Source organism: Streptomyces litmocidini (genome assembly GCF_014649755.1).
Classification (GTDB): domain Bacteria; phylum Actinomycetota; class Actinomycetes; order Streptomycetales; family Streptomycetaceae; genus Streptomyces; species Streptomyces litmocidini.
In genome coordinates this window covers 378659-399148 of the sequence record NZ_BMTQ01000006.1, presented here as the reverse complement: position 1 = coordinate 399148, position 20490 = coordinate 378659, and the positions used below count along the sequence as shown (strand labels likewise).

24 protein-coding genes and 3 pseudogenes are annotated in these 20490 nt (G+C 72.6%); 15 read left to right on the top strand and 12 right to left on the bottom strand.

Annotated features, from left to right (window positions below):
- The first annotated feature begins 296 nt into the window (after window positions 1-296).
- Genes IE180_RS16915 through IE180_RS16905 form a run of 3 tightly spaced genes read left to right on the top strand, consistent with a single transcriptional unit; the run spans window position 297 to window position 1767 of the window.
- Window positions 297-755, top strand: coding sequence for a group II truncated hemoglobin (locus IE180_RS16915; protein ID WP_190157684.1), 459 nt, complete (start codon window positions 297-299; stop codon window positions 753-755).
- A gap of 59 nt (window positions 756-814) precedes the next feature.
- The gene (locus IE180_RS16910; protein WP_190157683.1) at window positions 815-1141 is read left to right on the top strand and encodes a DUF2087 domain-containing protein; all 327 of its coding nucleotides are present in this window, start codon (window positions 815-817) and stop codon (window positions 1139-1141) included.
- The gene (locus IE180_RS16905; RefSeq protein WP_190157682.1) at window positions 1138-1767 is read left to right on the top strand and encodes a LysE family transporter; all 630 of its coding nucleotides are present in this window, start codon (window positions 1138-1140) and stop codon (window positions 1765-1767) included. The genes IE180_RS16910 and IE180_RS16905 overlap by 4 nt, the downstream gene beginning before the upstream one ends.
- A 177-nt stretch (window positions 1768-1944) precedes the next feature.
- Here IE180_RS16905 and IE180_RS16900 read toward each other — a convergent pair whose 3' ends face one another.
- The 3 genes from IE180_RS16900 to IE180_RS16890 form a co-directional block, all read right to left on the bottom strand.
- Complete coding sequence (locus tag IE180_RS16900) at window positions 1945-2625, bottom strand: TetR/AcrR family transcriptional regulator (protein ID WP_190157681.1); 681 nt, start codon at window positions 2623-2625, stop codon at window positions 1945-1947.
- Between the two features lie 35 nt (window positions 2626-2660).
- Entirely contained in the window at window positions 2661-3353 is a 693-nt protein-coding gene (locus IE180_RS16895) for an MFS transporter (RefSeq protein ID WP_373302789.1), read from the bottom strand.
- Between the two features lie 156 nt (window positions 3354-3509).
- Entirely contained in the window at window positions 3510-4382 is an 873-nt protein-coding gene (locus IE180_RS16890; protein ID WP_190157679.1) for a pirin family protein, read from the bottom strand.
- 134 nt (window positions 4383-4516) lie between these two features.
- Here IE180_RS16890 and IE180_RS16885 point away from each other — a divergent pair, with 134 nt between their 5' ends.
- From IE180_RS16885 to IE180_RS16870, 4 genes and pseudogenes are all read left to right on the top strand, one after another.
- The gene (locus tag IE180_RS16885) at window positions 4517-4939 is read left to right on the top strand and encodes an NADPH-dependent FMN reductase (protein ID WP_190157678.1); all 423 of its coding nucleotides are present in this window, start codon (window positions 4517-4519) and stop codon (window positions 4937-4939) included.
- Window positions 4936-5706 (top strand): MBL fold metallo-hydrolase, encoded by a 771-nt coding sequence (locus IE180_RS16880; RefSeq protein WP_190157677.1) that lies wholly within the window; start codon window positions 4936-4938, stop codon window positions 5704-5706. The genes IE180_RS16885 and IE180_RS16880 overlap by 4 nt, the downstream gene beginning before the upstream one ends.
- A gap of 26 nt (window positions 5707-5732) precedes the next feature.
- Window positions 5733-6245 (top strand): nuclear transport factor 2 family protein, encoded by a 513-nt coding sequence (locus IE180_RS16875; protein ID WP_190157676.1) that lies wholly within the window; start codon window positions 5733-5735, stop codon window positions 6243-6245.
- Window positions 6227-6574: pseudogene (locus tag IE180_RS16870) on the top strand (IS5 family transposase); the annotation flags it as partial. The gene IE180_RS16875 and the pseudogene IE180_RS16870, both read left to right, overlap by 19 nt.
- A 39-nt stretch (window positions 6575-6613) precedes the next feature.
- Here the strand turns inward: IE180_RS16870 and IE180_RS16865 are convergent.
- Together IE180_RS16865 and IE180_RS16860 are read right to left on the bottom strand one after the other, a co-directional pair.
- A complete protein-coding gene (locus IE180_RS16865) occupies window positions 6614-7177 on the bottom strand; it encodes a hypothetical protein (protein WP_229860522.1) in 564 nt (187 codons plus the stop codon).
- Window positions 7178-7522: 345 nt separating this feature from the next.
- Window positions 7523-8164: a gamma carbonic anhydrase family protein gene (locus IE180_RS16860; RefSeq protein WP_190157674.1), complete on the bottom strand. Its 642-nt coding sequence runs from the start codon at window positions 8162-8164 to the stop codon at window positions 7523-7525.
- A 163-nt stretch (window positions 8165-8327) separates the two neighbouring features.
- Here IE180_RS16860 and IE180_RS16855 point away from each other — a divergent pair, with 163 nt between their 5' ends.
- Complete coding sequence (locus IE180_RS16855) at window positions 8328-8753, top strand: ester cyclase (RefSeq protein WP_190157673.1); 426 nt, start codon at window positions 8328-8330, stop codon at window positions 8751-8753.
- A gap of 39 nt (window positions 8754-8792) precedes the next feature.
- Here IE180_RS16855 and IE180_RS16850 read toward each other — a convergent pair whose 3' ends face one another.
- On the bottom strand, window positions 8793-9101 hold the full coding sequence (locus IE180_RS16850; protein WP_190157672.1) for a hypothetical protein: 309 nt from the start codon (window positions 9099-9101) through the stop codon (window positions 8793-8795).
- Window positions 9102-9313: 212 nt separating this feature from the next.
- On the opposite strand from IE180_RS16850, the gene IE180_RS16845 reads away from it, so the two are divergent.
- Both IE180_RS16845 and IE180_RS16840 read left to right on the top strand, forming a co-directional pair.
- Window positions 9314-9787, top strand: a complete 474-nt coding sequence (locus tag IE180_RS16845; RefSeq protein WP_190157671.1) for a carboxymuconolactone decarboxylase family protein — start codon at window positions 9314-9316, stop codon at window positions 9785-9787.
- Window positions 9788-9799: 12 nt separating this feature from the next.
- The gene (locus tag IE180_RS16840; protein ID WP_190157670.1) at window positions 9800-10717 is read left to right on the top strand and encodes an RNA polymerase sigma-70 factor; all 918 of its coding nucleotides are present in this window, start codon (window positions 9800-9802) and stop codon (window positions 10715-10717) included.
- 3 nt (window positions 10718-10720) lie between these two features.
- Here the strand turns inward: IE180_RS16840 and IE180_RS16835 are convergent, their stop codons facing one another.
- On the bottom strand, window positions 10721-10993 hold the full coding sequence (locus tag IE180_RS16835) for a DUF397 domain-containing protein (RefSeq protein WP_190157669.1): 273 nt from the start codon (window positions 10991-10993) through the stop codon (window positions 10721-10723).
- A pseudogene (locus tag IE180_RS16830) lies at window positions 10974-11408 on the bottom strand (DUF5753 domain-containing protein); the annotation flags it as partial. The pseudogene IE180_RS16830 and the gene IE180_RS16835, both read right to left, overlap by 20 nt.
- A 54-nt stretch (window positions 11409-11462) precedes the next feature.
- Here IE180_RS16830 and IE180_RS36445 point away from each other — a divergent pair.
- Window positions 11463-11568: pseudogene (locus IE180_RS36445) on the top strand (ATP-binding protein); the annotation flags it as partial.
- 4 nt (window positions 11569-11572) lie between these two features.
- Here IE180_RS36445 and IE180_RS16825 read toward each other — a convergent pair.
- Window positions 11573-12208: a TetR/AcrR family transcriptional regulator gene (locus IE180_RS16825; RefSeq protein WP_190157667.1), complete on the bottom strand. Its 636-nt coding sequence runs from the start codon at window positions 12206-12208 to the stop codon at window positions 11573-11575.
- A 127-nt stretch (window positions 12209-12335) separates the two neighbouring features.
- Between IE180_RS16825 and IE180_RS16820 the strand changes: the two genes are divergently transcribed.
- Window positions 12336-13274, top strand: coding sequence for an alpha/beta fold hydrolase (locus IE180_RS16820; protein ID WP_190157666.1), 939 nt, complete (start codon window positions 12336-12338; stop codon window positions 13272-13274).
- A gap of 83 nt (window positions 13275-13357) precedes the next feature.
- Here IE180_RS16820 and IE180_RS16815 read toward each other — a convergent pair whose 3' ends face one another.
- Complete coding sequence (locus IE180_RS16815; RefSeq protein ID WP_229860521.1) at window positions 13358-13885, bottom strand: hypothetical protein; 528 nt, start codon at window positions 13883-13885, stop codon at window positions 13358-13360.
- A 246-nt stretch (window positions 13886-14131) separates the two neighbouring features.
- Window positions 14132-14515: a nuclear transport factor 2 family protein gene (locus IE180_RS16810; RefSeq protein WP_190157665.1), complete on the bottom strand. Its 384-nt coding sequence runs from the start codon at window positions 14513-14515 to the stop codon at window positions 14132-14134.
- Between the two features lie 72 nt (window positions 14516-14587).
- On the opposite strand from IE180_RS16810, the gene IE180_RS16805 reads away from it, so the two are divergent.
- Both IE180_RS16805 and IE180_RS16800 read left to right on the top strand, forming a co-directional pair.
- Window positions 14588-15931 carry a TerD family protein gene (locus tag IE180_RS16805; RefSeq protein ID WP_190157664.1) on the top strand — a complete coding sequence of 448 codons (1344 nt, stop codon included), beginning with the start codon at window positions 14588-14590 and terminating at the stop codon, window positions 15929-15931.
- A gap of 245 nt (window positions 15932-16176) precedes the next feature.
- Complete coding sequence (locus IE180_RS16800; protein WP_190157663.1) at window positions 16177-17700, top strand: chitinase; 1524 nt, start codon at window positions 16177-16179, stop codon at window positions 17698-17700.
- 83 nt (window positions 17701-17783) lie between these two features.
- On the opposite strand, the gene IE180_RS16795 is transcribed toward IE180_RS16800, so the two are convergent.
- On the bottom strand, window positions 17784-18509 hold the full coding sequence (locus IE180_RS16795) for a PIG-L deacetylase family protein (RefSeq protein ID WP_190157662.1): 726 nt from the start codon (window positions 18507-18509) through the stop codon (window positions 17784-17786).
- A gap of 167 nt (window positions 18510-18676) precedes the next feature.
- Here IE180_RS16795 and asnB point away from each other — a divergent pair, with 167 nt between their 5' ends.
- Window positions 18677-20476: an asparagine synthase (glutamine-hydrolyzing) gene (gene asnB / locus IE180_RS16790; protein ID WP_190157661.1), complete on the top strand. Its 1800-nt coding sequence runs from the start codon at window positions 18677-18679 to the stop codon at window positions 20474-20476.
- The last annotated feature ends 14 nt before the right edge of the window (window positions 20477-20490 follow it).

Genomic DNA, 20490 nt, shown 5'->3' with positions numbered 1-20490 from the left:
TGCGAGAACTGGGTGAAGGCGCGCGGGGGCGCGTTAAAGTGCCGGTAGATCACAGTGGAGTCGCATTCCATTAGTGGTTCAGGCCCTCGCTGATGGTTGGCGCCATCGACGGGGGCCGTTTTGCGCGAACCTACCGCACGCAGTGTGTCCACCCCGACACGCACGGTCGACAACCCTCGTACGGGTGACATGTGCTCCGGGCCCACAGGGGCTTGCACCCGAGAGCGAACGCCCTTGGATCCGGGGCGTGTCGGGGGGAAGGTGGGGGCACGCATCCCGGACACCGGAGGTCGGTCATGAGCGCCGAGCACACGAACACCCTGTACGAGGCCGTGGGCGGCGCCGACGCGCTGCGCCGGCTCTCCGAGACGTTCTACGAGGCGGTCCTGGCCGATCCCCTCCTCGCCCCCGTCTTCGCCGACTTCACCGCCGCCCACGTGGAACACGTGGCCGTGTGGCTGGCGGAGGTCTTCTCGGGGCCGGCCGATTTCACGGCGGAGCTCGGCGGGCACCAGGCCCTGCTCCGCGCCCATCTCGGGCTCGGCATCACGGAGGAACAGCGGCTCCGCTGGATGGAGTTGATGACGGCGGCCGTGGAGAAGGAGCTGCCGGACGACGCCCTGCTGCGCCGCCGGGTGGTGGAGTACTTCGACTGGGGCACGCGGATCGCCAAGGACGTCTCGGCCTCGGCCCCGGGCACCGACCTCGGCACCCCCGGCCCCACCCCGCGCTGGGGCTGGGACGGCCTGGTCTGACCGGCGGAGCGAGGGAAAACCCTTTGCGGGGCGGGGCGCGGGGCGCCACGCTCTCCGGCATGACCAGTCATTCCTCCCGCCCCGTCGCGGAGCTCCGCCCCGTCGCGGACCTGTTCTCCGTCGACGGGCGCCTCAAGGCGGTCCCTCGCAAGGCCGCCCGCCGCGAGGCGCTGCTCGCGCACCTCGCCGAGACCCTCTTCGAGGCGGACCGGACCTACCGCGAGGCCGAGGTCAACGACGCCCTGCGCACCGTGCACGAGGACTTCCCGGCGCTGCGCCGCCACCTCGTGACCGGCGGTTTCCTCTCCCGTACCAAGGACGGCGCGGACTACCGCCGACAGCAGCGGCCCGGCTCCCCCGGAGGCGCGATCCCCGCCGTCGCGTGACGGCCGCGGTGGTGGCCGGCGCCCTCGCCGGCTACGGCATCGCGATCCCGGTCGGCGCGGTCGGCGCCTACCTCGTGGCCGTCACGGCCCGCACCGGCTGGCGCACGGGCGCCGGCGCGGCCCTCGGCGTCGCCACGGCCGACGGGGCCTACGCCCTGCTCGCCGTGGCGGGCGGTTCCGCGCTCGTCCCCGTACTCGCCCCGGTGACGACCCCGCTGCGGTGGGCGTCCGCACTGGTGCTCACCGTGCTGGCCCTGCGGGCCGCGTGGGGCGCGCTGGCCGCGTACCGCGACGGCGGGCTCGCTTCCCGCGACGACGGTACGGCCCTGACGCCGGCCCGTGCGTACGCCACCTTCCTGGGGATCACGATCCTGAACCCCATGACGGTGGTCTACTTCGCCGCCCTCGTCCTCGCCACGGGCCCCTCGGCCCCCGACACGCTGCCCGACCGCACGGCCTTCGTCCTCGCGGCCCTCCTCGCCTCGGCGAGCTGGCAGCTCCTCCTCGCCCTCGGAGGCACGCTCCTCGGCCGCGCCCTGACGGGCCCACGGGGGCGCCTGGGCACGGCCCTCGCGTCGAGCACGCTGATCGTCGTCCTCGCGGTGCGGCTCGTCGCGCGGGGGTGACGCGCGGCCGTCAGACCTCGGGCGGCAGCCGGATCATGTCGATGCCGGGGCGCACCTCGGCGAGGGCCGTGAAGTCATCGTCCGCGTCGCACAGGCTGCGCAGTGCTCCTCGCCGGGGCGCGCTCGTCCTGCTGGTCGTCGCGTGGGCGGGGAACCTCGGGAGAGCGCCGAGCGGGCCTACCGCGCGTACCGGGCCAGGAACAGATCCACTCCCGAGCTGATCACCCGCGTCAGCTCCGCGTCGTCGATCTCGGCGTCGGGGGAGAAGGTGCGGACGAGCTGCGGCACGCCCACCGTCGCCGCCACCAGCTGCTGCACGGCGAGCGCCGGGTCGGGCGCGTCGAGGACGCCGCGCGCGTTCAGCCCGGTGAAGGCCTCGATCAGGGGGCCGTTGTTCATGTCGTGGCTGACCCGGTACCAGAGCTGGCCGAGCTGCGGGAAGCGGTCGATCTCGCCGATGACCAGACGGCGCAGCTTCATGATGTCGGGGCGCAGCAGGATCCGGGCCCAGTCGGTGGTGAGCCGGACGAGCGCGGCCCGCAGGTCGGGGGCGTCGGCGATCGTGGAGTTGGAGGGCTCCAGGCCGGCGTACGTCTTCGGCAGGACGCCGCCGATGACGGCGAGGAACAGGCGCTCCTTGCTGCCGAAGTGCTTGTAGATCGTCGCCTTCGAGACGCCGGAGCCGCGGGTGATCGCGTCCATGGACGCCGCCGAGTACCCCTCCGCGAGGAACTCCGCGAGCGCCGCGTCGATGATGGCCTGGCGCTTGCGCGAGGCGGCGTCCGCCGGGTCCGGGATGATCGGGATGCCGTACTCGTCGATCGCGTCGGCGTGCTGTGCGTCGGCTCCGGCTCCCATGGGTGGTCCTTCGGTGGTGGCGGCTGGAGCTTCCACTATATGAACTGAACGGTTTGGTCTGCAAAGGCCGCCAGGGCGGGGCCCGCCGCGACGCCGATGAGGAAGGCCAGGTTGAACAGGCCGATCGCGAGACCGTGCCGGGCGGGCGGCAGGCCCTCGGTCGCGGCGCCCGTGAGCAGCCCCTGGCCGCCGGCCGTGACGAGCGCGCTCGTCCCCGAACCGATCAGGACGGCCACCGGCCAGGGCGCGGCCACGGCGAGCGCGAGCGCCCCGGCCGAACCGAGCGCGAGGAGCACCCGCAGCCGGACCGGACCGAGCCCCGGGGCCGCGCGGACCAGCTGCCAGGACGGCAGCGCCCCGGCGAGCGCGGCGACGGACGAGGCGGCTCCCGTCTCCACCGCGCTCCAGCCGGTGAGGGCGGTGACGCGGCGCGGCGCGGCGTACAGCAGCACGAAGTTGACGGTCGAGAGGGCCGGCATCAGCCCGGCGGCGGCGAGGAAGCGGCGGTCGCGGAGGATGTCGAGGGACGGTCCGGTTCTGTGTCCGGGGGTACGGGGGGTGTCGTCGCCCGGTGCCGGTGCCGGTGCCGGTGGCCCGCTCGCGAGGCGGAGTGCCGGGCGCAGGAACGGCAGGCTGAGCAGCGGCAGGACCAGGGCCGCGCGCCAGCCGAACGCCCCGGCCGCCGCCCCCACGAACAGGCCGGCGGTGCCGCCGACCGCGCTGCCGATCGCGACCAGGCCCGGCGTCCGGGAGGGCCAGGCCGGGCCCGGAGACCCCCATCGAGGCGAGGGCGGCGAGAGCGCCGAGCAGGAGGCCGGTCCGGAGGGCGGTCCCCCGGGCGGCCGTGCTCGGGGCCGACGGGGCCGACGGTGCCGACAGCGTCGTCATGCCGGCATCCGGCCCATGAGGCCCTGCCCGAAGTCGCGCTCCGCCTCGCGGAGCTCCGCGGCCGTGTTCATCACGAAGGGCCCGCTCCGGGCCACCGGTTCGCCGATCGGCTCGCCCGTCAGGACCAGGACCTCGGCGGCCGCGTCCGGCGCCTCGACCGTGAACCGTTCGCCGTCACGGGCGAGGACGGCGAGGTGGCCGTCGGGGAGGTGCTCCCCGGCCACCGTGGCCCCGCCCCGCATCACGTACACCATCGCGTTGTGGTCGGCCGGGGCGGTGAACTCGGCGCGGGTGCCGGGAGCGAGGCGCCCGTGGGCGACGAGCACCGGCGTGCGGGTCTCGAAGGGGCCGGTCACGCCGTGGCTGGTCCCGGCGAGGACGGTCAGTTCGGCGCCCTCCGGGGTGACGGCCACCGGCAGGTCGCCGGGCTCGGCGTTCTGGCTGCGCGGCGGGACGCCCTTGAGGCGGGCGGGGAGGTTCAGCCAGATCTGGAGCATGTGCTGCCGCCCGCCCGAGGCGAGGAACTCCGGGGTGGGCAGGGCCTCGTGGACGATCCCGGAGCCGGCGGTGAGCCACTGGACGCCGCCCGCGCGGACGACGGCGCGGTGGCCGCGCGAGTCGGCGTTGGCGATGTCGCCGTCCAGGACGTACTGGATCGTCTCGAAGCCCCGGTGCGGGTGCGGGGGCGCGCCCTTCGCCTCGCCGGGCGCGAGGTCGACGGGACCCACCTGGTCGACCATCAGGAACGGGTCGACGAAGGGGAGTTCCTCGGTGGGGAAGGGGCGGCGGACCGGGAACCCGGCGCCTTCATGGGTGTGGAGGGGGCGGGCTGCCCGGGCGACGGTCCGCTCTGCGGCGAGTGTGCTCATGCCATCGAATGAACTACACCATTCAGTTCAGTGTCAAGACTGAACGGTTCGGTTGACGAAATGAACCGATCGGTTTAGTTTCGTGGTCGTCGAGTCCGGCGCCCGCCGACTCGTCCGACCAGCCGGGGGTTCCCATGACCGCGTCCACGCCTCCGTCCACGATCCCCGCCATCTCCGGATCGCTCCGCGCCACCTCGCACAACACGCAACTGCTCCGCGCCGCACAGAAGTTCACCTACTCCGACCCCGGCGTCCCCAAGAACGCGCTCGACCGGCTCTCCACCGGCCGGACCGGGACCGAGGACCTCCCGCCGCACCGCAAGCCCGTCGCGATCCTCGGCGCCGCACCCACCGACTTCGGCACCGTCCGGGCCCAGCCGGCCCTGCGCCAGGTCTTCGTCCGGACCGACAGCGACGTCGTCGTGAAGCCCGAGGTCCACCTCCTCCGCTCCCACGAGCGCTTCGACGCCGACGGCAACCTCACGGACGAGACGACGATCGAGCTGCTCCAGGGCCTGCTCGGCGCGCTCCGGACCAAGAGCGAGGCCCGGTCGTGAACATCACCGCCACCTACCTCGGCACGGCGACCGTCCTCCTCCGCATCGGCGACCTCACCGTCCTCACCGACCCCGCCCTGGATCCGGCCCCCGCCGACCACCCGGGCCCCCGCCCCCTCCGCCGCACCACGGGCCCGGCCCTGACCGCCGCCGAACTCCCGCCCGTCGACCTGGTCCTGCTCTCGCACGACCAGCACGCCGACAACCTGGACCCGACCGGCCGAGAGGTCCTGGCCGACGCGGACCTGGTGCTGACCACTCCCGAGGGTGCCGAGCGCCTGGGCGGCCGGGCGGAGGGGCTCGCCCCCTGGGAGAGCCGGAAGGTCACGGCCGGGACGACGACCGTCACGGTCACGTCGACCCCGGCCCGCCACGGCCCGGAGGGTACGGAACGGGCCACCGGCCCCGTCACGGGCTTCGTCGTCGCGTACGAGGGCGGCACGCTCTACGTCTCCGGCGACACCGTCCGCCACGACGCCCTGACGGAGATCGGCGACCGCTTCCGCATCGACACGGCCTTCCTCCACCTCGGCGACGCGCACTTCCCGTCCACCGGGGACCGCGCCTTCTCGATGAGCGCGACGGAGGGCGCCGCCCTCGCCCGTACCCTCGGCGCCCGCACGGTGGTCCCCCTCCACTTCGACTCCTGGGACCACCTCGCCGAGGACCCGGCCCGCATCACGGAGGCGTTCGAGGGCGACCCGGACCTCGCGGGGCGGCTCCGATGGCTCCGCCCAGGAGTGACCGAGACGCTCGAGACCACCTGAACACCACGAGCCAGGAAGGGCCCTCCATGGCCGAGCAGCGCCCCCCGCTTCCCCCCTTCACCGCAGAGACCGCCGCCGCCAAGGTGCGGGCCGCCGAGGACGCCTGGAACACCCGCGACCCCGACCGGGTCGCCCTCGCCTACACGCCCGACTCCGTCTGGCGCAACCGCGAGGAGTTCCTCAAGGGCCGTGACGGGATCAGGGCCTTCCTGGCCCGCAAGTGGGCGAAGGAGAACGGGTACGCGCTCCGCAAGCAGCTGTGGGCGTTCACGGACGACCGCATCGCCGTCCGCTTCCCGTACGAATGGCACGACGAGACGGGCCGGTGGTACCGCAGCCACGGCAACGAGCTCTGGGAGTTCACCCCCGACGGCCTGATGTCCCGGCGCGAGGCCGGCATCAACGACGTTCCGATCGCGGAGTCGGAGCGCACGCTCTTCGGACTGCGCACGGACCCGGAGCGCCAGGACTTGTCCGGTCGATCATGTGGCTGCGCCGCACCTGGGTCGTCGATGCGGGTATGGGGCGGGGCGATCTGAGTGATGCCGAGTGGGAACGGCTGCGGCCGTTCCTGCCGGTCAGCAACAGGCGTTGTGGCCGGTGGCGTGACCGCCGGCAGGTGATCGACGGGATTCTGCACCGGGTGCGGGCCGGGGTGCAGTGGCGTGACCTGCCCGAGCGGTTCGGGCCGTGGAAGACCGTCTACGAACGCCGTCGACTGTGGTCCGCGGACGGGACGTGGGAGCGTCTGCTCCAGCAGACCCAGGCCGCGGCCGACGCGGCAGGTGAGATCGACTGGGACATCTCGGTCGGCTCCACCATCGTCCGTGCGCATCAGCATGCGGCCGGCGTCCGCACCGACCCACCCTTGCTATCTGGCTCCGAACGTGATCAGTCGGACAAATTCCTAGTGGTGGTCGAGCCAGCGGCGTGCCGCCACGCTCAGCGGCAGGTCGTTCGGATCGCCCATGTCATCCATGGAGCCGTCCGTCAGCCCCTCCGCCCAGTGGCGGAGGACATGCGAACGGTGCGGCGCCTTCAGCACCGAGGTGCTGATCGCGTGCTCCCACGTCGTGGCGAAGCACAGCACGTTCCCGTCGAGCGACAGCATGCTGAACTCGGGCCGGTAGGGGGCGCTGCCGAGCAGCCCGTCAGCGCCCTTGCTCATGATGTCCCACTCGCTCTGCAGCTCGACGCAGTGCCATCGCGAGAGGCGGTCCCGGCCGGGGCTGAGGGCGATCAGGAACCTGCGGTCGGTCTCGGAGAAGAGTCCTCCTTCGACCGCCAGCCGGTACCAGTCGGCGTTCGCCTTCTCCTGGAGGAGCGGATCGAGGAAGTCCCTCAAGGCCTCGACGCGCCCGTCCTCGAACGGGACGCTCGGCGCCTGTCCGATGACGGTGGGCGGAACGAGCCTGTCGGGCGCGGTCCACTCCTCCACGATGCGCAGCCCCGCCGCGGTGAGAGACTTCATAAACCCCATCATGCAGTCCCCGCTGATCAGCAGGCGGGGCAGGGCGGTGCTTGAGTTCGCGCCTGGGCCGTTGCCGCCCGTTACGGCAGACGCGGCCATATGTTCCTCGGTACCACCATCGCAGCGATTGGGGTCATCCCGCTCCGGACATGATCGGCCGGACAAGTCCTAGCGCTTGTCGTCACGTTCCCGCCGTCGCCCGAAGGGCGGCCCCGCGGCGTCCGGTGCGTGCTCCCCGCGGCCGGGTGGAAGCCCTCGTACTGGACGTGCCTGGGCTTTCGCCCGGTGCGGCGAAGGGGGCGCGCGCCAGGCCTCGCGGGGCAGACGGGAAGGTGACGACAGGCCCTAGCCGAGATTCAGAACCTCATCGTCGGCATGCGTGCCGAACTCGGCGACGCGCACCTCCGCGATGCGCTCGTACCGGCCGATCCGGTCGGTCCGCTCCGCGTCCACACCGAACGCCACCTGCGCGAAGCCCACCCGGCCGACGGCCTCGGCCAGGCCCGGATCGCCAGGGGCCAGCAGCCGCACCGGTGCGCCAAGCGCCACGGTGTGCGGCGGCACGAAGTACTCGTCCGGCAGAACGGTGCGCGCATGGACGAGCGCGCCGACGGCGACAACCGAGCCGGCCCCCAGCCGTGCGCACTGCAGGACCGTCGTCGTGGTCGCCACGTAGACGCACCTGCCGACCTCGCAGCCCAGCAGCGTGGCATGCGGCCCCACGAAGACGTGGTCGCCGACAAGCACCGGCTGATCGCCGGCGACCGCAGACCCGCGAAGCACCGCGTTCTCGCAGATCACCGCAGCTTCCCCGACCTCGATCCGGGACCCCTCGGCATCGAGCACGGCACCGTACATCACCCGCGCCCGCGGTCCCACGCGGACATCGCCGACCAGCGTGGCCGTCGGGGCGACGTAGGCGGTGGGATGGACCTGCGGTTCGTGCCCGCGATGCCGAATACGGATTCCCTGCTCTTCAGCGATCATGAGCGGATCCTCGCCCGATCGACCGCGAGCGTACTGGCGGATTTCGGACGTCGCGTTCGTCGAGATCTGTGCCGACCGCGATCTGAGGCACTACGGGACGAACTCCGGCTGATGCGGCACCAGGATCCGCCTGATCGAAAACCGTTCGTACAGGGGGATCCTGATGTCGGATCAGGACAAGAAGGCCGTGCTCGGCTTCTTCGAGGCGGTCAGCGACCGCCGCCTCGAAGGCCTGCCGCAGTTCATGGCGCACGACGTCGTCGACCACAACAAGATCATCCACGGCGAGGCCGACGAGCCGGGAGCGGCGTTCGACGGCCTGCGCCGGCAGCTCGCCGCGTTCGACCCGCTCACCGTCCGCGTGGACGAGCTCGTCGCCGAGGGCGACCGCGTGGTCGCCCGCGTCACGCAGCGGGGCGTCCACGACGGAACCCACCCGCGCATGCCCGAGCCCACCGGCCGTGCCTTCGACGTCGAGGCGATCTGGATCCTCACGCCGGTCGACGGGAAGATCTCCGAGATCCGCGCCGTGAGCGACCGCCTCGGCCTCTTCCTCCAGCTCGGCTGGGACTGGCCGCAGGCCGACTGAGCCGTACGGCGGGAGTGCACGGCGGCGGCGTACGGAGGGTCAGCGGCCCCGGCGCGCCCCCGCCGTCACCGCGACGGCCCCCGCCACCGCGAGGGCCGCGCCCGCCGCCATGACGCCCCGGCCGGAGCGGTACGAGAGCACCGACCAGCACGACCGCGCCGACAGCAGGGAGCCGACGCTCGCCCAGGACCCGACGGAGAGCGCCGAGGCGGCGGAGCCGATCGACCCGACCGAGAGGAACGACCCGACCGAGCCGATCGACAGGGTCGAGCCGACCGAACCGATCGACAGGAACGAGTCCCGGGACCAGAGCGAAAGACGCGAGGAGGAGCTCGAAGAGACGGCCATGGACGGATCGTAAGCGCTCACGCGGCGAACGTTTCGGGACCGAACCGCCCCCACGCCAGGAACAGGCACAGGCCCAGGCAGATCACGCCCCCGCGATCGTCGCCCGCCGCCTGAGACCTGGATCACAGCGGAGACCGTGTCACAGGACGCCGCGCTGTCTCGTCTCGGGAACGCAAGCCCACCGGCCCGCACCGAACCGAGGAGACACCACGATGGACGCGCGACTCGACTTTTTCGCCAGCCCCACCGCCGGCAAGGCCCTCAAGCACCTCATGGCCGCCGGCCGGATCCTCAAGGACTCCACCCTTCCGGCCGCCGTGCAGGAGCTCGTCTCCCTCCGCATCAGCCAGATCAACGGCTGCGGCGTCTGCCTCGACATGCACACCAAGGAGGCCCTCGCGGCGGGCGAGAGCCCCGTCCGCCTCGGCCTCGTCGCCGGCTGGCGCGAGGCCACCGTCTACACCGAGGCCGAGCGCGCCGCCCTGGCCCTCGCCGAGCAGGGCACCCGCGTCGCCGACGCCGGCGAAGGCGTCAGCGACGAGGTCTGGGAGCGGGCCGCCCAGCACTTCGACGAGGAGCAGATGACGGCCCTCGTCCTTCTGGTTTCCTTCATGAACGCCGCCACCCGCATGAACATCATCAGCAAGCAGCCGGCCGGCGGCTACGAGGTCGGCGCGTTCCACTGAACGGGGAGTGACATGGGCAAGGTCGAGGAGTTCCAGGAACTGCGACCCCTGCTGTTCTCGATCGCGTACCGGATGCTCGGCAGCGTCAGCGAGGCCGAGGACGCCGTCCAGGAGACGTGGCTGCGGTACGACGCCTCCTCGACCGTGCCCGAGTCCCCCAAGGCGTTCCTCTCCGCCACGGTCACCCGCGTCGCCATCGACGTGCTCCGCTCCGCGCGCGTCCGCCGCGAGGAGTACATCGGCCCGTGGTTCCCCGAGCCCCTCCTCGACGACCCGTATGAGGACCCCGAGCGCGCCGCCGAACTCGCCGACTCCGTGTCCATGGCCGCGCTGCTCCTCCTGGAGCGCCTCAGCCCCCTCGAACGCTCCGTGTTCGTGCTGCGCGAGGTCTTCGGCTTCGGCTTCGACGAGATCGCCTCCGCCGTCGGCCGCACGGAGCAGGCCTGCCGCCAGCTCCTCGTACGCGCCCGGCGGCACATGCGGGACGGCCGGCCCCGCTTCGAGGCCGACCGCGCCGAACGTCAGGAACTCGCCGCCCGCTTCTTCGACGCGCTCAAGGGCGGCGACGTCGACGGCCTGCGGGGCCTCCTCGCGGCCGACGTCCAGATGGTCGGCGACGGCGGCGGCAAGGCCCCGCAGTTCGCCCGCGCGATCGCCGGCGCGGACAACGTGGCCAAGCTGCTCGCCGCGGTCTTCCCCGTGATGCTCCGGATGGACCTGACGCTGGAGCCGCACGAGGTCAACGGCCAGCCCGGCGCCCTCGTCCGCGACCGCGACGGCAAGGTCCTGCACACGCTGTCCCTCGACGTCGTCGACGGCCGCGTCCAGACCATCCGCTCGGTCATCAACCCCGACAAGCTCGCCCACCTGGGCCCGGTCGCCGACGCCTGGGCGATCAACGACCAGGTCCGCGCGGCCCGCCGGGGATAGGCCTCAACCCGCCTTGACGGCCTCGACGAACGGCGCCCACGCGGCGGCGGGGAGAAGGAGGACGGGGCCGTCGGGGCGCTTGGAGTCACGGACGGGGACGAGGCCGGGGAGGTCGTCCCGTACTTCGAGGCACTCGCCGCCATCGCCATTGCTGTAGCTGCTCTTGCGCCAGCGCGCGAAGCCCTCCGCCACTTCGACGCACATGCCCTCGGCAGCGTTGCTGTAGCTGCTCTTGCGCCAGAAGGCGGCGCTCAAATCAACGGGGGAGCTTGCCATTTCGGTAGTCCTCTGCTGCTGCTTCGATCATCTTCAGGGACGCCGCGGGCGACAGGGCTGCGGCCCTGAGCCGATCGTAGGCCTTCGTGTAGTACCCCAGGATTTCCGGATCATCGATGATCTGGCCGCTGTACATACCCTCGGTGTACATCAGCGGTGGGGCGTCTCCGAAAGACATCAGCCATGCCGTGCCCATCATGAACGGGTGAGCTCCCGCGCTCCACGGAAGGATTTGTGGAATGAAGGTTCGGCGACGGGCTACGGCGGCGATGTGCGCCAACTGCTCGGCCATGTCGTTCGCCCCGATGATGGGCTGCCGCAGGATCGACTCGTGCATGACGGCCCAGGATGCGGGGCCTTCCCGGTCCTCGAAGATCCATGCCCGGGAGCGTCGTGTGATGACCTTGGCCGTGACCTCTTCGTCGGTGTCGAAGGGGCGTGAGGCCTGGACGACCGGGACGCGGCGAACGGCGCCGAGTCGGGGCGCGGGCTGGCGCTGCTGGACGCGGTGGCGGCGCGGTGGGGCGTGGAGCAGGGGCCGTACGGGAAGACGGTCTGGTGCGAACTGGTCGCCGGGCGTCAGGCGCGGCCCGTCGCGACCGCCTGCGTCGGGCCGGGCGTGAAGATCCGGTCCAGGTGGTGGTGGAGCACCGCGACGGCCGACTCGGGATCGCGCTGGCCCACCAGGATGCTGGTGCCCATGGTCGCCGTCATGGCGAGCAGGCTGATCGCCTCCACGCGCGCATCGATGTCCGGGGCGGTGAGGCCCGCTTCCCGGGCCTGTTCGAGGAGACCGGTCAGCGCGTTCTCCGCGGCGTCGGGGTGGTCGACGAACGGCTGGGAGGCCAGTGCCTCGTCCGTCACGGACAGGATGGCGTAGGAGCTGTAGACGAGGTGGAAGGTGCGGCCCTCCTCGTCCGTCGGGAGGGAGGCCAGCAGCAGCGCCTCGGCGGTCGCGCGGGGGCCCGGTTCCGGCCCCGTGGCGGCCAGGCGGGCTCCCACCCGCGCGGTGAAGCGGTCGGTCAGGTGCTGGAGTCCGTGGAAGAGGAGTTTCTCCTTGGTCTCGAAGTAGTACTGCACGAGTCGGAGCGAGACGCCGGCCTCCGCGGCCACGTCGCGCATCCCCACGGCGTGCAGGCCCCGCCGCCCCGCGACCCGGATGAGCGCCTCGGCGATCTGTGCGCGTCGCTCCTCGTGATCCACACGCTTCGGCATGGGCCGGTGGCTCCGTTCATCGGTGACGGGTTCGCGGGACGGGCTCCCGGACCTCTTTCATGATACCGCCGTATCATTTTTATGGTACGGTCGTACCATCAAGAGTTGATCTTTCCGGAGGTGTCCCGTGTCCGAGAACGCCACCCGTGTACGACGCGACGTCGGCCGCTACGTCGACGACGCGCTCCGCGACCGCTACTTCGCCGCCGCCGATGTGCTCTACGCGAAGGGGGCGCCCGTGCGCTCCGAGACGGACGTCGAGACCGGCTTCGGCACCACCCACGTCTACCGGTACGGGCCTGCGGACCCCGCCACCGAGTCCCGGACCCCGATCGTCCTGATCCACGGCGCCGGCTACAGCTCGGCGATGTGGTACCCCAACACCCCCGGTCTCAGCCTCGACCGCCCCGTCTACGCCCTCGACACCCCCGGCGACGCGAACCGCAGCATCCACCGCGAGCCCATGTGGCAGCCCGAGCGCGCCGCCCAGTGGATGGACGAGGCCCTCGACGCGCTCGGCCTCGACCGCGTCCACCTCGTCGGCTCCTCCTACGGCGGCTGGCTCGTGCTCAACCAGGCCCACCGCCGGCCCGGACGGCTCGCCTCGGTCACCGCCCTCGACCCCGGCGGCCTGGAGAAGGTGGGCCTGCGCTTCTTCGCCTGGGTCTTCGTCAGCCTCTTCGCCAGCTTCGCGCCCGAGGTGCTGCGACCGCGCCTCGCGGCCTGGCTGGACCAGCCGGTCCTCGCCGTCCCGGAGATGCGCCGGTGGATCCAGCTCGGCGCCCGCGCGTACCGGATCCGCCGCCCCGCCCCGCTGCCGCTCACCGAGGACGCGCTGCGCTCCATCCGGACCCCGCTCTACGTCATCATGGGCAAGCACAGCCTGCTCGTACACCCGAAGCGGCAACTGGAACGGGTTCCGCGCCTCGTCCCCGGGGCCCGTGCCGAAATCATCGCGGCGACGGGCCACGGACCGCAGATCGACCACCCCGAGGTGGTCAACGCCCGGATGCTCGCTTTCATGGAGGGCGTCGACTCCCTCGACCCCTCCACCACCGACGCGTAGGCCCCGTGGCCCGGGCCACCGGCGCCGGTGCCGCGGGATGCGGCGGACGACGCCGAGTCGGCCCGCTCCGCGCGGCCTTCCGCTCAGGAGCAGGAGCGGACCGCGTCGTCCCAGGCACCGGGGCTGCGGTAGTGGTTCCTGTGCCCCGCGGCGAGCACGTGGCGCAGTTCGGCGAGGTGCCGGGTGTCCGCGGGGAGTTCCAGCCGGTCGAGGAGGGCCGGTGCGCCAGCCGGTTCCAGGTCGCCGTGGACGTCGTGGAAGCCCGCCCGGAGAGTGTGGAAGAGGGCGGGGTGCAGGGCGGGAAGCCGCACGGCGGCGCGGTGCGTCGGCTCCTTCACCGTCCAGCGCACCGGGCCCGAGCACTCCAGGACCCGACGGGCCCCGCGGAGCGGGGCTTCCGACGCCTCGGTCACCACGCGGTCGACGTCGTCGCCGAGGACCTCGGCGAAGGCCGTCGCGGACGTGGCGGGGTCCTCGAACCAGTCCACCCACAGCGAGTAGGTGACGGCCTCGGCATGTCGGTCCGCCTCCGGGCGCTCACGGTAACCGTCCCCCAGCACGTCGGCCGGCAGGGGACCTCTGCGCCCTCGTTCGCGAACCGGATCTCGCACGTGACCCAGTATTCGTCGAGGAGGTCCAGCAGCCCGAAGGCCAGCCGCAGCCGGGCGGCGGCGTCCAGATCTTCGGCGAACACGTCGCCGGCCCGGGAATGCGCCACTTCGCCGGCGGTGAGCAGCACGTCCGGCTTCCCGTCGCTCACCCAGCCGCCGGGCACCCGGCGAAAGCCCTCGGCCGCCGGCCAGCGCCGCGCCGCCTCCACGGCCTGCACCTCCCCTCGGGAAGTACGTCCCACCGCCTCACGCGTCCGGCACGGGCGTGGACTGGTGGTAGTACATCCGCCACCCGGATTCCTCGTCCAGCTTCCGCCAGATCGAGCTCCTCCGGGCTCGCGTGCCGTCGAGCACGGTCTCGAAGGTCAGGTGCACGAGCCCCGGTGCCAGGAGGGCGCCGGTCATCTCGGAGTGCGCGAACCGGGGTCCGTCCTCGGAGGCGCCCTGCATGGCGGGCAGGGCCGCGAGCATCGACCGGCGGTCCCACCTGCGCCCGGAGGTGCCCACTTCCGTGAACTCCGGGTCGAGGAGCCGATCCGCCAACGCCCGGGACGACCGCCCGGCCGGACTCAGCAACTGCAACTCCCGCTCGACGGCCTCGGCCACGCTGTCTTCGCCGTTCATGTTCATCGCAGCATCTTGCCCCGGATGGCCTCGGCGGTCGACGGGACGGGAGTCCTGCGGCGCTGCCAGGATGCGGGCATGACACAGATCATCAAGGGGGGAAACCTTCCGCTCGGCGGCGAGCCGATGCGGGTCGCCGTCGTCCGCCGGTCCAGTGGGGCGGAAGCGCCGAAGGTCGACGCGGCCGCGTTGCTCGTCGACGCGGACGGCAGGGTCAGGGGCCGGGGCGACCTGGTCTTCTACAACCAGCCCGAGCACGCCGGGAGCGGCATACGGCTCCTGGGGGAGGCCCGGGGCGAGGGCGGGGTCGTCGCGGACTGGCTGGAGATCGACCCCGGCCGGATCGAGGCCTCCGTGGAGCGGGTCGTGGTCGCGGCGTCCTGCGACGGCGGGACGTTCGGAGAGGTCGAGGACCTGTACGTACGGGCGGTGAGCGCGGCCACCGGGGCGCAGTTGGCGCTGTACGCGGTGGAGGACGCGACGACGGAGACCGCGATCCTGCTGGGCGAGTTCTACCGCAGGAACGGGGGGTGGAAGTTCCGGGCGGTGGGGCAGGGGTACGACTCGGGGCTGCCGGCCCTCGCGACGGACTTCGGCTTCTCGGCGTCGGACGAGGAGACGGGGGAGGAGGACGAGGTCGTGGCGGAGGCGCCCCTCGCCACGCCTCCACAGGCTGCCCCCGCGCCCCTCGCCGCGCCTCCGCAGACCGCTCCCGCGCCCCTCCTCGTCGAGAAGGCCGCCGCCCCCGCCCCGTACTCCGGGATCCCCGCCCCGTACTCCGGTGCTCCCGTCGCCGTGCCCCTCGGCCGTCTCAACGCCCTCCCCGCCGCATTCGGCCCGGAGTTCACGTACGTCGAGTTCCAGGGCGAGGGCAAGGAGGACGTCGAGACCGGCCTCACCCTCCCGCGCGGCTTCCTCGCCGTCGACGTGGTGAAGAAGGGCGCCGGGTACCTGGACGTCGTCACGCTGACCGTCCGCAAGCGCCGGTGGCGGCAGGTCATGCGGAGCGGCATGGACGACCTGCGCGGGGTGGGCGTCCTGCACCACGACGGGCAGTCGCCGTTGCGGCTGAGGGTCGACACGCGCGGCCGGTGGATGGTCCGGCTGCGGCCGGTGTCGACGCTGCGGGCGTTCGACGGGCCGGTGGAGGGGTACGGGCCGGACGTCCTGGCGTACACCGGCGACGAGACCGGCGTCAGGTTCCGCTTCGAGGGCGACGAGGACGAGAAGGGGTACTTCGGCGTCGCGGCCCACCGGAAGGGCGGCCACTGGGAGTACCGGTTCAGCCGGCGCGACCGGGGCCGCGGGAAGGGGGACCTCCCCCGGGGGCCGCGCCTCCTCGTCGTCGAGGCGGACGGGGCCTGGTCCATGGAGCCCCGCCCGGGAGGGAACGGGGGGTTCTGGAGCCGGTCCGGGCGCTGAAGGAGCGGGTGGGGGCCGCGCGTGGCTCATCGGGCCGGATCGGTCCGGTCGCGCGCATCGTTCCAGTACGCGCGCGTGGTCGCCGGGCGCGGCACACGACCGCCCGGCAAATTGGTCTAGTCCAAGTTTGGTCCAGGCCATTGACGCGGTCATGGTGACGGGGGTTACTTCGTACCTCAACAGTCGTGCCCGACAACGGCGTTGGCGCACCCGCAGCCCGTACCCCCCACCGTCATTGGATTGCCATGAGACGACGCGTACGTTCGCTCCGTTCGGCCCTCACCGCCGCCGTGACCGCCGTGGCCGCCCTCGGCCTCGGCGCCGTCGCCACCGCCCCCGCCCAGGCCGCGACCCCGCTCCCCGCCCGGGTCTTCGCCCCGTACTTCGAGTCCTGGACCGGGGAGAGCCCGGCCGCCCTCAGCGCGCAGTCGGGCGCCAAGCACCTCACGATGGCGTTCCTCCAGACCGCCACGAAGGGCTCCTGCACCGCGTACTGGAACGGCGACACCGGCCTGCCGGTCGCCCCGTCCTCCTTCGGCGCCGACATCGCGACCATGCGGTCCCGCGGCGGCGACGTCATCCCCTCCTTCGGCGGCTACACGGCCGACACCACCGGCACCGAGATCGCCGACAGCTGCACCGACGTCAACCAGATCGCCGCCGTGTACGAGAAGGTCATCACGACCTACGACGTCACCCGGCTCGACATGGACATCGAGGTCGACTCCCTCGACAACGCCGCCGGCATCGACCGCCGCAACAAGGCCATCAAGGTCGTCCAGGACTGGGCCGCGGCCAACGGCCGCCAGGTCCAGATCTCGTACACCCTGCCGACGACCACCCACGGCCTCGCCGACAGCGGGCTCGCGGTGCTCAGGAACGCCGTCGCCAACGGCGCGAAGGTCGACGTCGTCAACCTGATGACCTTCGACTACTACGACAACGCCGCCCACGACATGGCCGCGGACACCAAGACCGCCGCCCAGGGCCTGTACGACCAGCTCGCCAGGCTCTACCCGACGAAGACGTCCGCCCAGCTCTGGGGCATGGTCGGCATCACCGAGATGATCGGCGTCGACGACTTCGGCCCCGCCGAGACCTTCACCCTCGCCAACGCCCGCACGGTCTACGACTGGGCGGTCGCCAAGGGCATCAACACCCTCTCGTTCTGGGCGCTCCAGCGCGACAACGGCAGCTGCGCCGGCGGCGCGGCCGCCGACAACTGCTCCGGCATCCAGCAGAACACCTGGGACTTCTCGCACCTCTTCGCCCCCTTCACCAGCGGCACCACCGCCCCGGCCGACGACTTCTCGGTGACGACGACCCCGTCCGCCGCCACCGTCACCGCGGGCGCCTCCACCTCCGCCACGGTGAAGACCGCCGTCACCTCCGGCGCGGCGCAGACGGTGAACCTCACGGTCGGCGGCCTGCCCGCCGGCGTCACCGCCACGCTCAGCCCCGCCTCGGTGACGGCCGGGGGCTCCTCGACCCTCACCGTGAACACCACGGCGGCCACGGTCTCCGGCACGTACCAGATCGTCGTCAACGGGGCGAGCTCCTCGGCCGGGCACGCGGCGGTCCTCTCCCTGACCGTCACCGGCGGCGCCACCCAGTGCACGGCGGCCCCGTGGGCCTCCTCCGCCGTCTACACCGGCGGCCAGCAGGTCTCGCACAAGGGCCACACCTGGAAGGCCAAGTGGTGGACGACGGGCGAGGAGCCCGGCACCACCGGCCAGTGGGGCGTCTGGCAGGACCTCGGCGCCTGCTGACCCCGTAGTGCGGAGTCCGTACGGGAAGAGGCCCGGAGTCCATGACTCCGGGCCTCTTCCCGTCGCAGCCGCCCGCCTGGCGGTCAGTCGATGTGGACGATCTGGAAGGCCTCGGCCATCCGGCCCGGGGGCAGGCCGCCGGCCGTCGCGTGCTCGCCGAGCCAGTCGCGCAGGAGGCCGGCCAGGTCGTCGAAGTGGGCCGTCTGGGAGGTGTGGATGCGCAGGGCCTCGACCTTGCGGTCGAAGACGGAGGTGACGTCGACGTACTGGTTGGGGGTGGGGCCCGTCATCAGCCACAGCTCGTGGACGGTCCACGGCTCCAGGCCCTCCTCCTTGAGGAGTTCCGGGTGGGCGAAGGGGTTGCGGGCCTCGGGGTAGACGGCGCGCAGGCAGGCGTCCCCGACCGCCCGGTGGTCGGGGTGGAGGTCGGCGACGCGGGCCCAGTTGATCTCGGGGGACGGGACGATGGCGCGTTGCGGCCGTACTTCGCGGATGACCCGGCACAGGTCGCGGCGGAGCTCCACGGAGGGCTCCACGAAGCTGTCGGGGTAGCCGAGGAAGCGGACGTCGGCGACGCCGATGAGCTTGGCCGAGTGGACCTGTTCGGCGCGGCGCAGGTCCGCCATGGCCTGGCGGGGGAGCGCTTCGTCGTAACCGCCCGCGCCGCCGTCCGTGACGATGCAGTACGTGACGCGGGTGCCGCGCTCGATCCACTGCATGACGGTGCCGCTGACGCAGAACTCGATGTCGTCCGGGTGCGCGGCGACGACGAGCAGGGACTCGGGGGTGGTCCGGTTGAAGTCCTCCATGGGGCCAGCCTGTTGGGGCGGAAGGGGCGTCGCAAGGCCAAGTCGTGGCGTGAACAGGACATGGCACTTACGCGCCATTCAAAAACTTGGTAGATTCAAATCATTGGGTGTGACCAGTAAGTCGGCGGGATGCGTCGATCGGGTACGTCGATTCGGAGGCGACCGGCATGTGCAGGATTCTCGGCTCCTTCGCCGCCGGGGCGGACCGCCCCGAGCCGGCCCAGCTCGCGGCGGTCTCCGCCCGCCAGCGCCACGGCGGCCCCGACGAGCACCAGGTGCTCAGCGGGCCCGGCTGGTCGCTCGGCTGCGACCGGCTCGCCGTGACCGACCCCCGCGGCGGACAGCAGCCCTACCGGCTGCCCCACCTGCCCGGCGTCCTCGCCGTGCTCAACGGCGAGATCTACAACCACGCCGAACTCCGCCGCGCCCTCGCCGCCCGCGGCCACCGCTTCCCCGACCTCTGCGACGGCAGCGTCCTCCCCGCGCTCTACGCCGAGTACGGGCCCGCCTTCGCCGAACACCTCGACGGCATGTTCGCCGTCGCCCTCCTCGACCTGCGGCCCGGCAGCACCCGACTCGTGCTCGCCGTCGACGACATGGGCATGAAACCGCTCCACCTGCACCACGACCCCCACGACGGCTCCACCCGCTTCGCCTCCGAGATCCCCGCCCTCCTCGCCTTCGAGGGCGTGCGGATCTCCCCCCGCGACGACGCCCTCGACACCGTCCTCGCCACCCGCACCTCCTTCTCCGCCCACACCGCGCTCGACGGCATCGACGTCCTCCCGCCCGGCGCCACCGCCCTCGTGCGCCCCGGCGCAGCCCCCGTCGTCCGTCGCCGCGGCCCGCGCCGCGCCACCCCCCACGGCGACACCCAGGACGTCCTGCGCCACGAGGTGCGCCGGCTCGCCCGCGCCGACGTGCCCGTCTGCGCCGTCACCAGCGGCGGCCTCGACTCCGGACTCGTCACCGCCCTCGCCGCCGAACACGCCCGCGAGACCGACGCGCCGCCGCTGCACACCTTCCACCTCACCTACCGCGGCCGGTGGCCCGACTCCGAGGCCGCGCACGCCCGCTCCGTCGCCCGCCGCGCCCGGACCGTCCACCACGAGGTCGCCGTCGACCCCGACGAACTCGGCTCCCTCCTCACCCGGACCGTCCGCCACCTCGGCCAGCCCAACGCCGACCCCATCGCCCTCTCCACCTACGCCCTCTTCCGCGCCGTCCGCGAGAACGGCTTCACCGTCGCCCTCACCGGCGACGGCGCCGACGAACTCTTCGGCGGATACGACCGGATGCGCGCCGCCCTCGCCGCGGGCCCCGAATGGGCCGACACCTACACGGACGCGCTCTCGGCCGCGCCGAGGCTCGTACGGGAGCACCTCTACACCTCCCACTACCGCGCCTACATCGCCGACCGGGGCTCCGCCGCCGACCGCATCACCCAGGAACTCCGCTCGGCCGAGGCCGTCGGCGCGGACCGGCTCACCGCGATGACCGCCTTCGAGACCCGGTGGCGGCTCCCCGCGTACCACCTGCGGCGCCTCGACCACCTCTCCATGGCGTGGGCGGTGGAAGCGCGGCTGCCGTTCCTCCAGCCGTCGGTGGTCACCCACGCGCGCTCGCTGCCGGCGGCCGCCCGGACGGGCAAACGGGCGCTGTACGAGGCGGGTGCGGAGCTGCTGCCGCCGTCGGTCCTCCGCCGCCCGAAGCAGCCCTTCACCCTGCCGGTGGCGGCGATGCTGTCCCCCGGCGGCCCCTTGCTGGACCTGGTCCGGGAGATGCTCTCCCCGGCGCGGCTGGTCCTCGGCGGGAAGATCCGCGCGGACCGGGCGGCGAAGCTCCTGGCGCGGCACCTGGACCGCCCCACCCCGCAGGCGGCCCTGACGCTCTGGTCCCTCGCCGTCCACGAACTCTGGACGGAGGTCGTCCAGGGCATGCGGATCCCGGTGGGCTGTGCGGCCTGACGTCCCGGGACCTC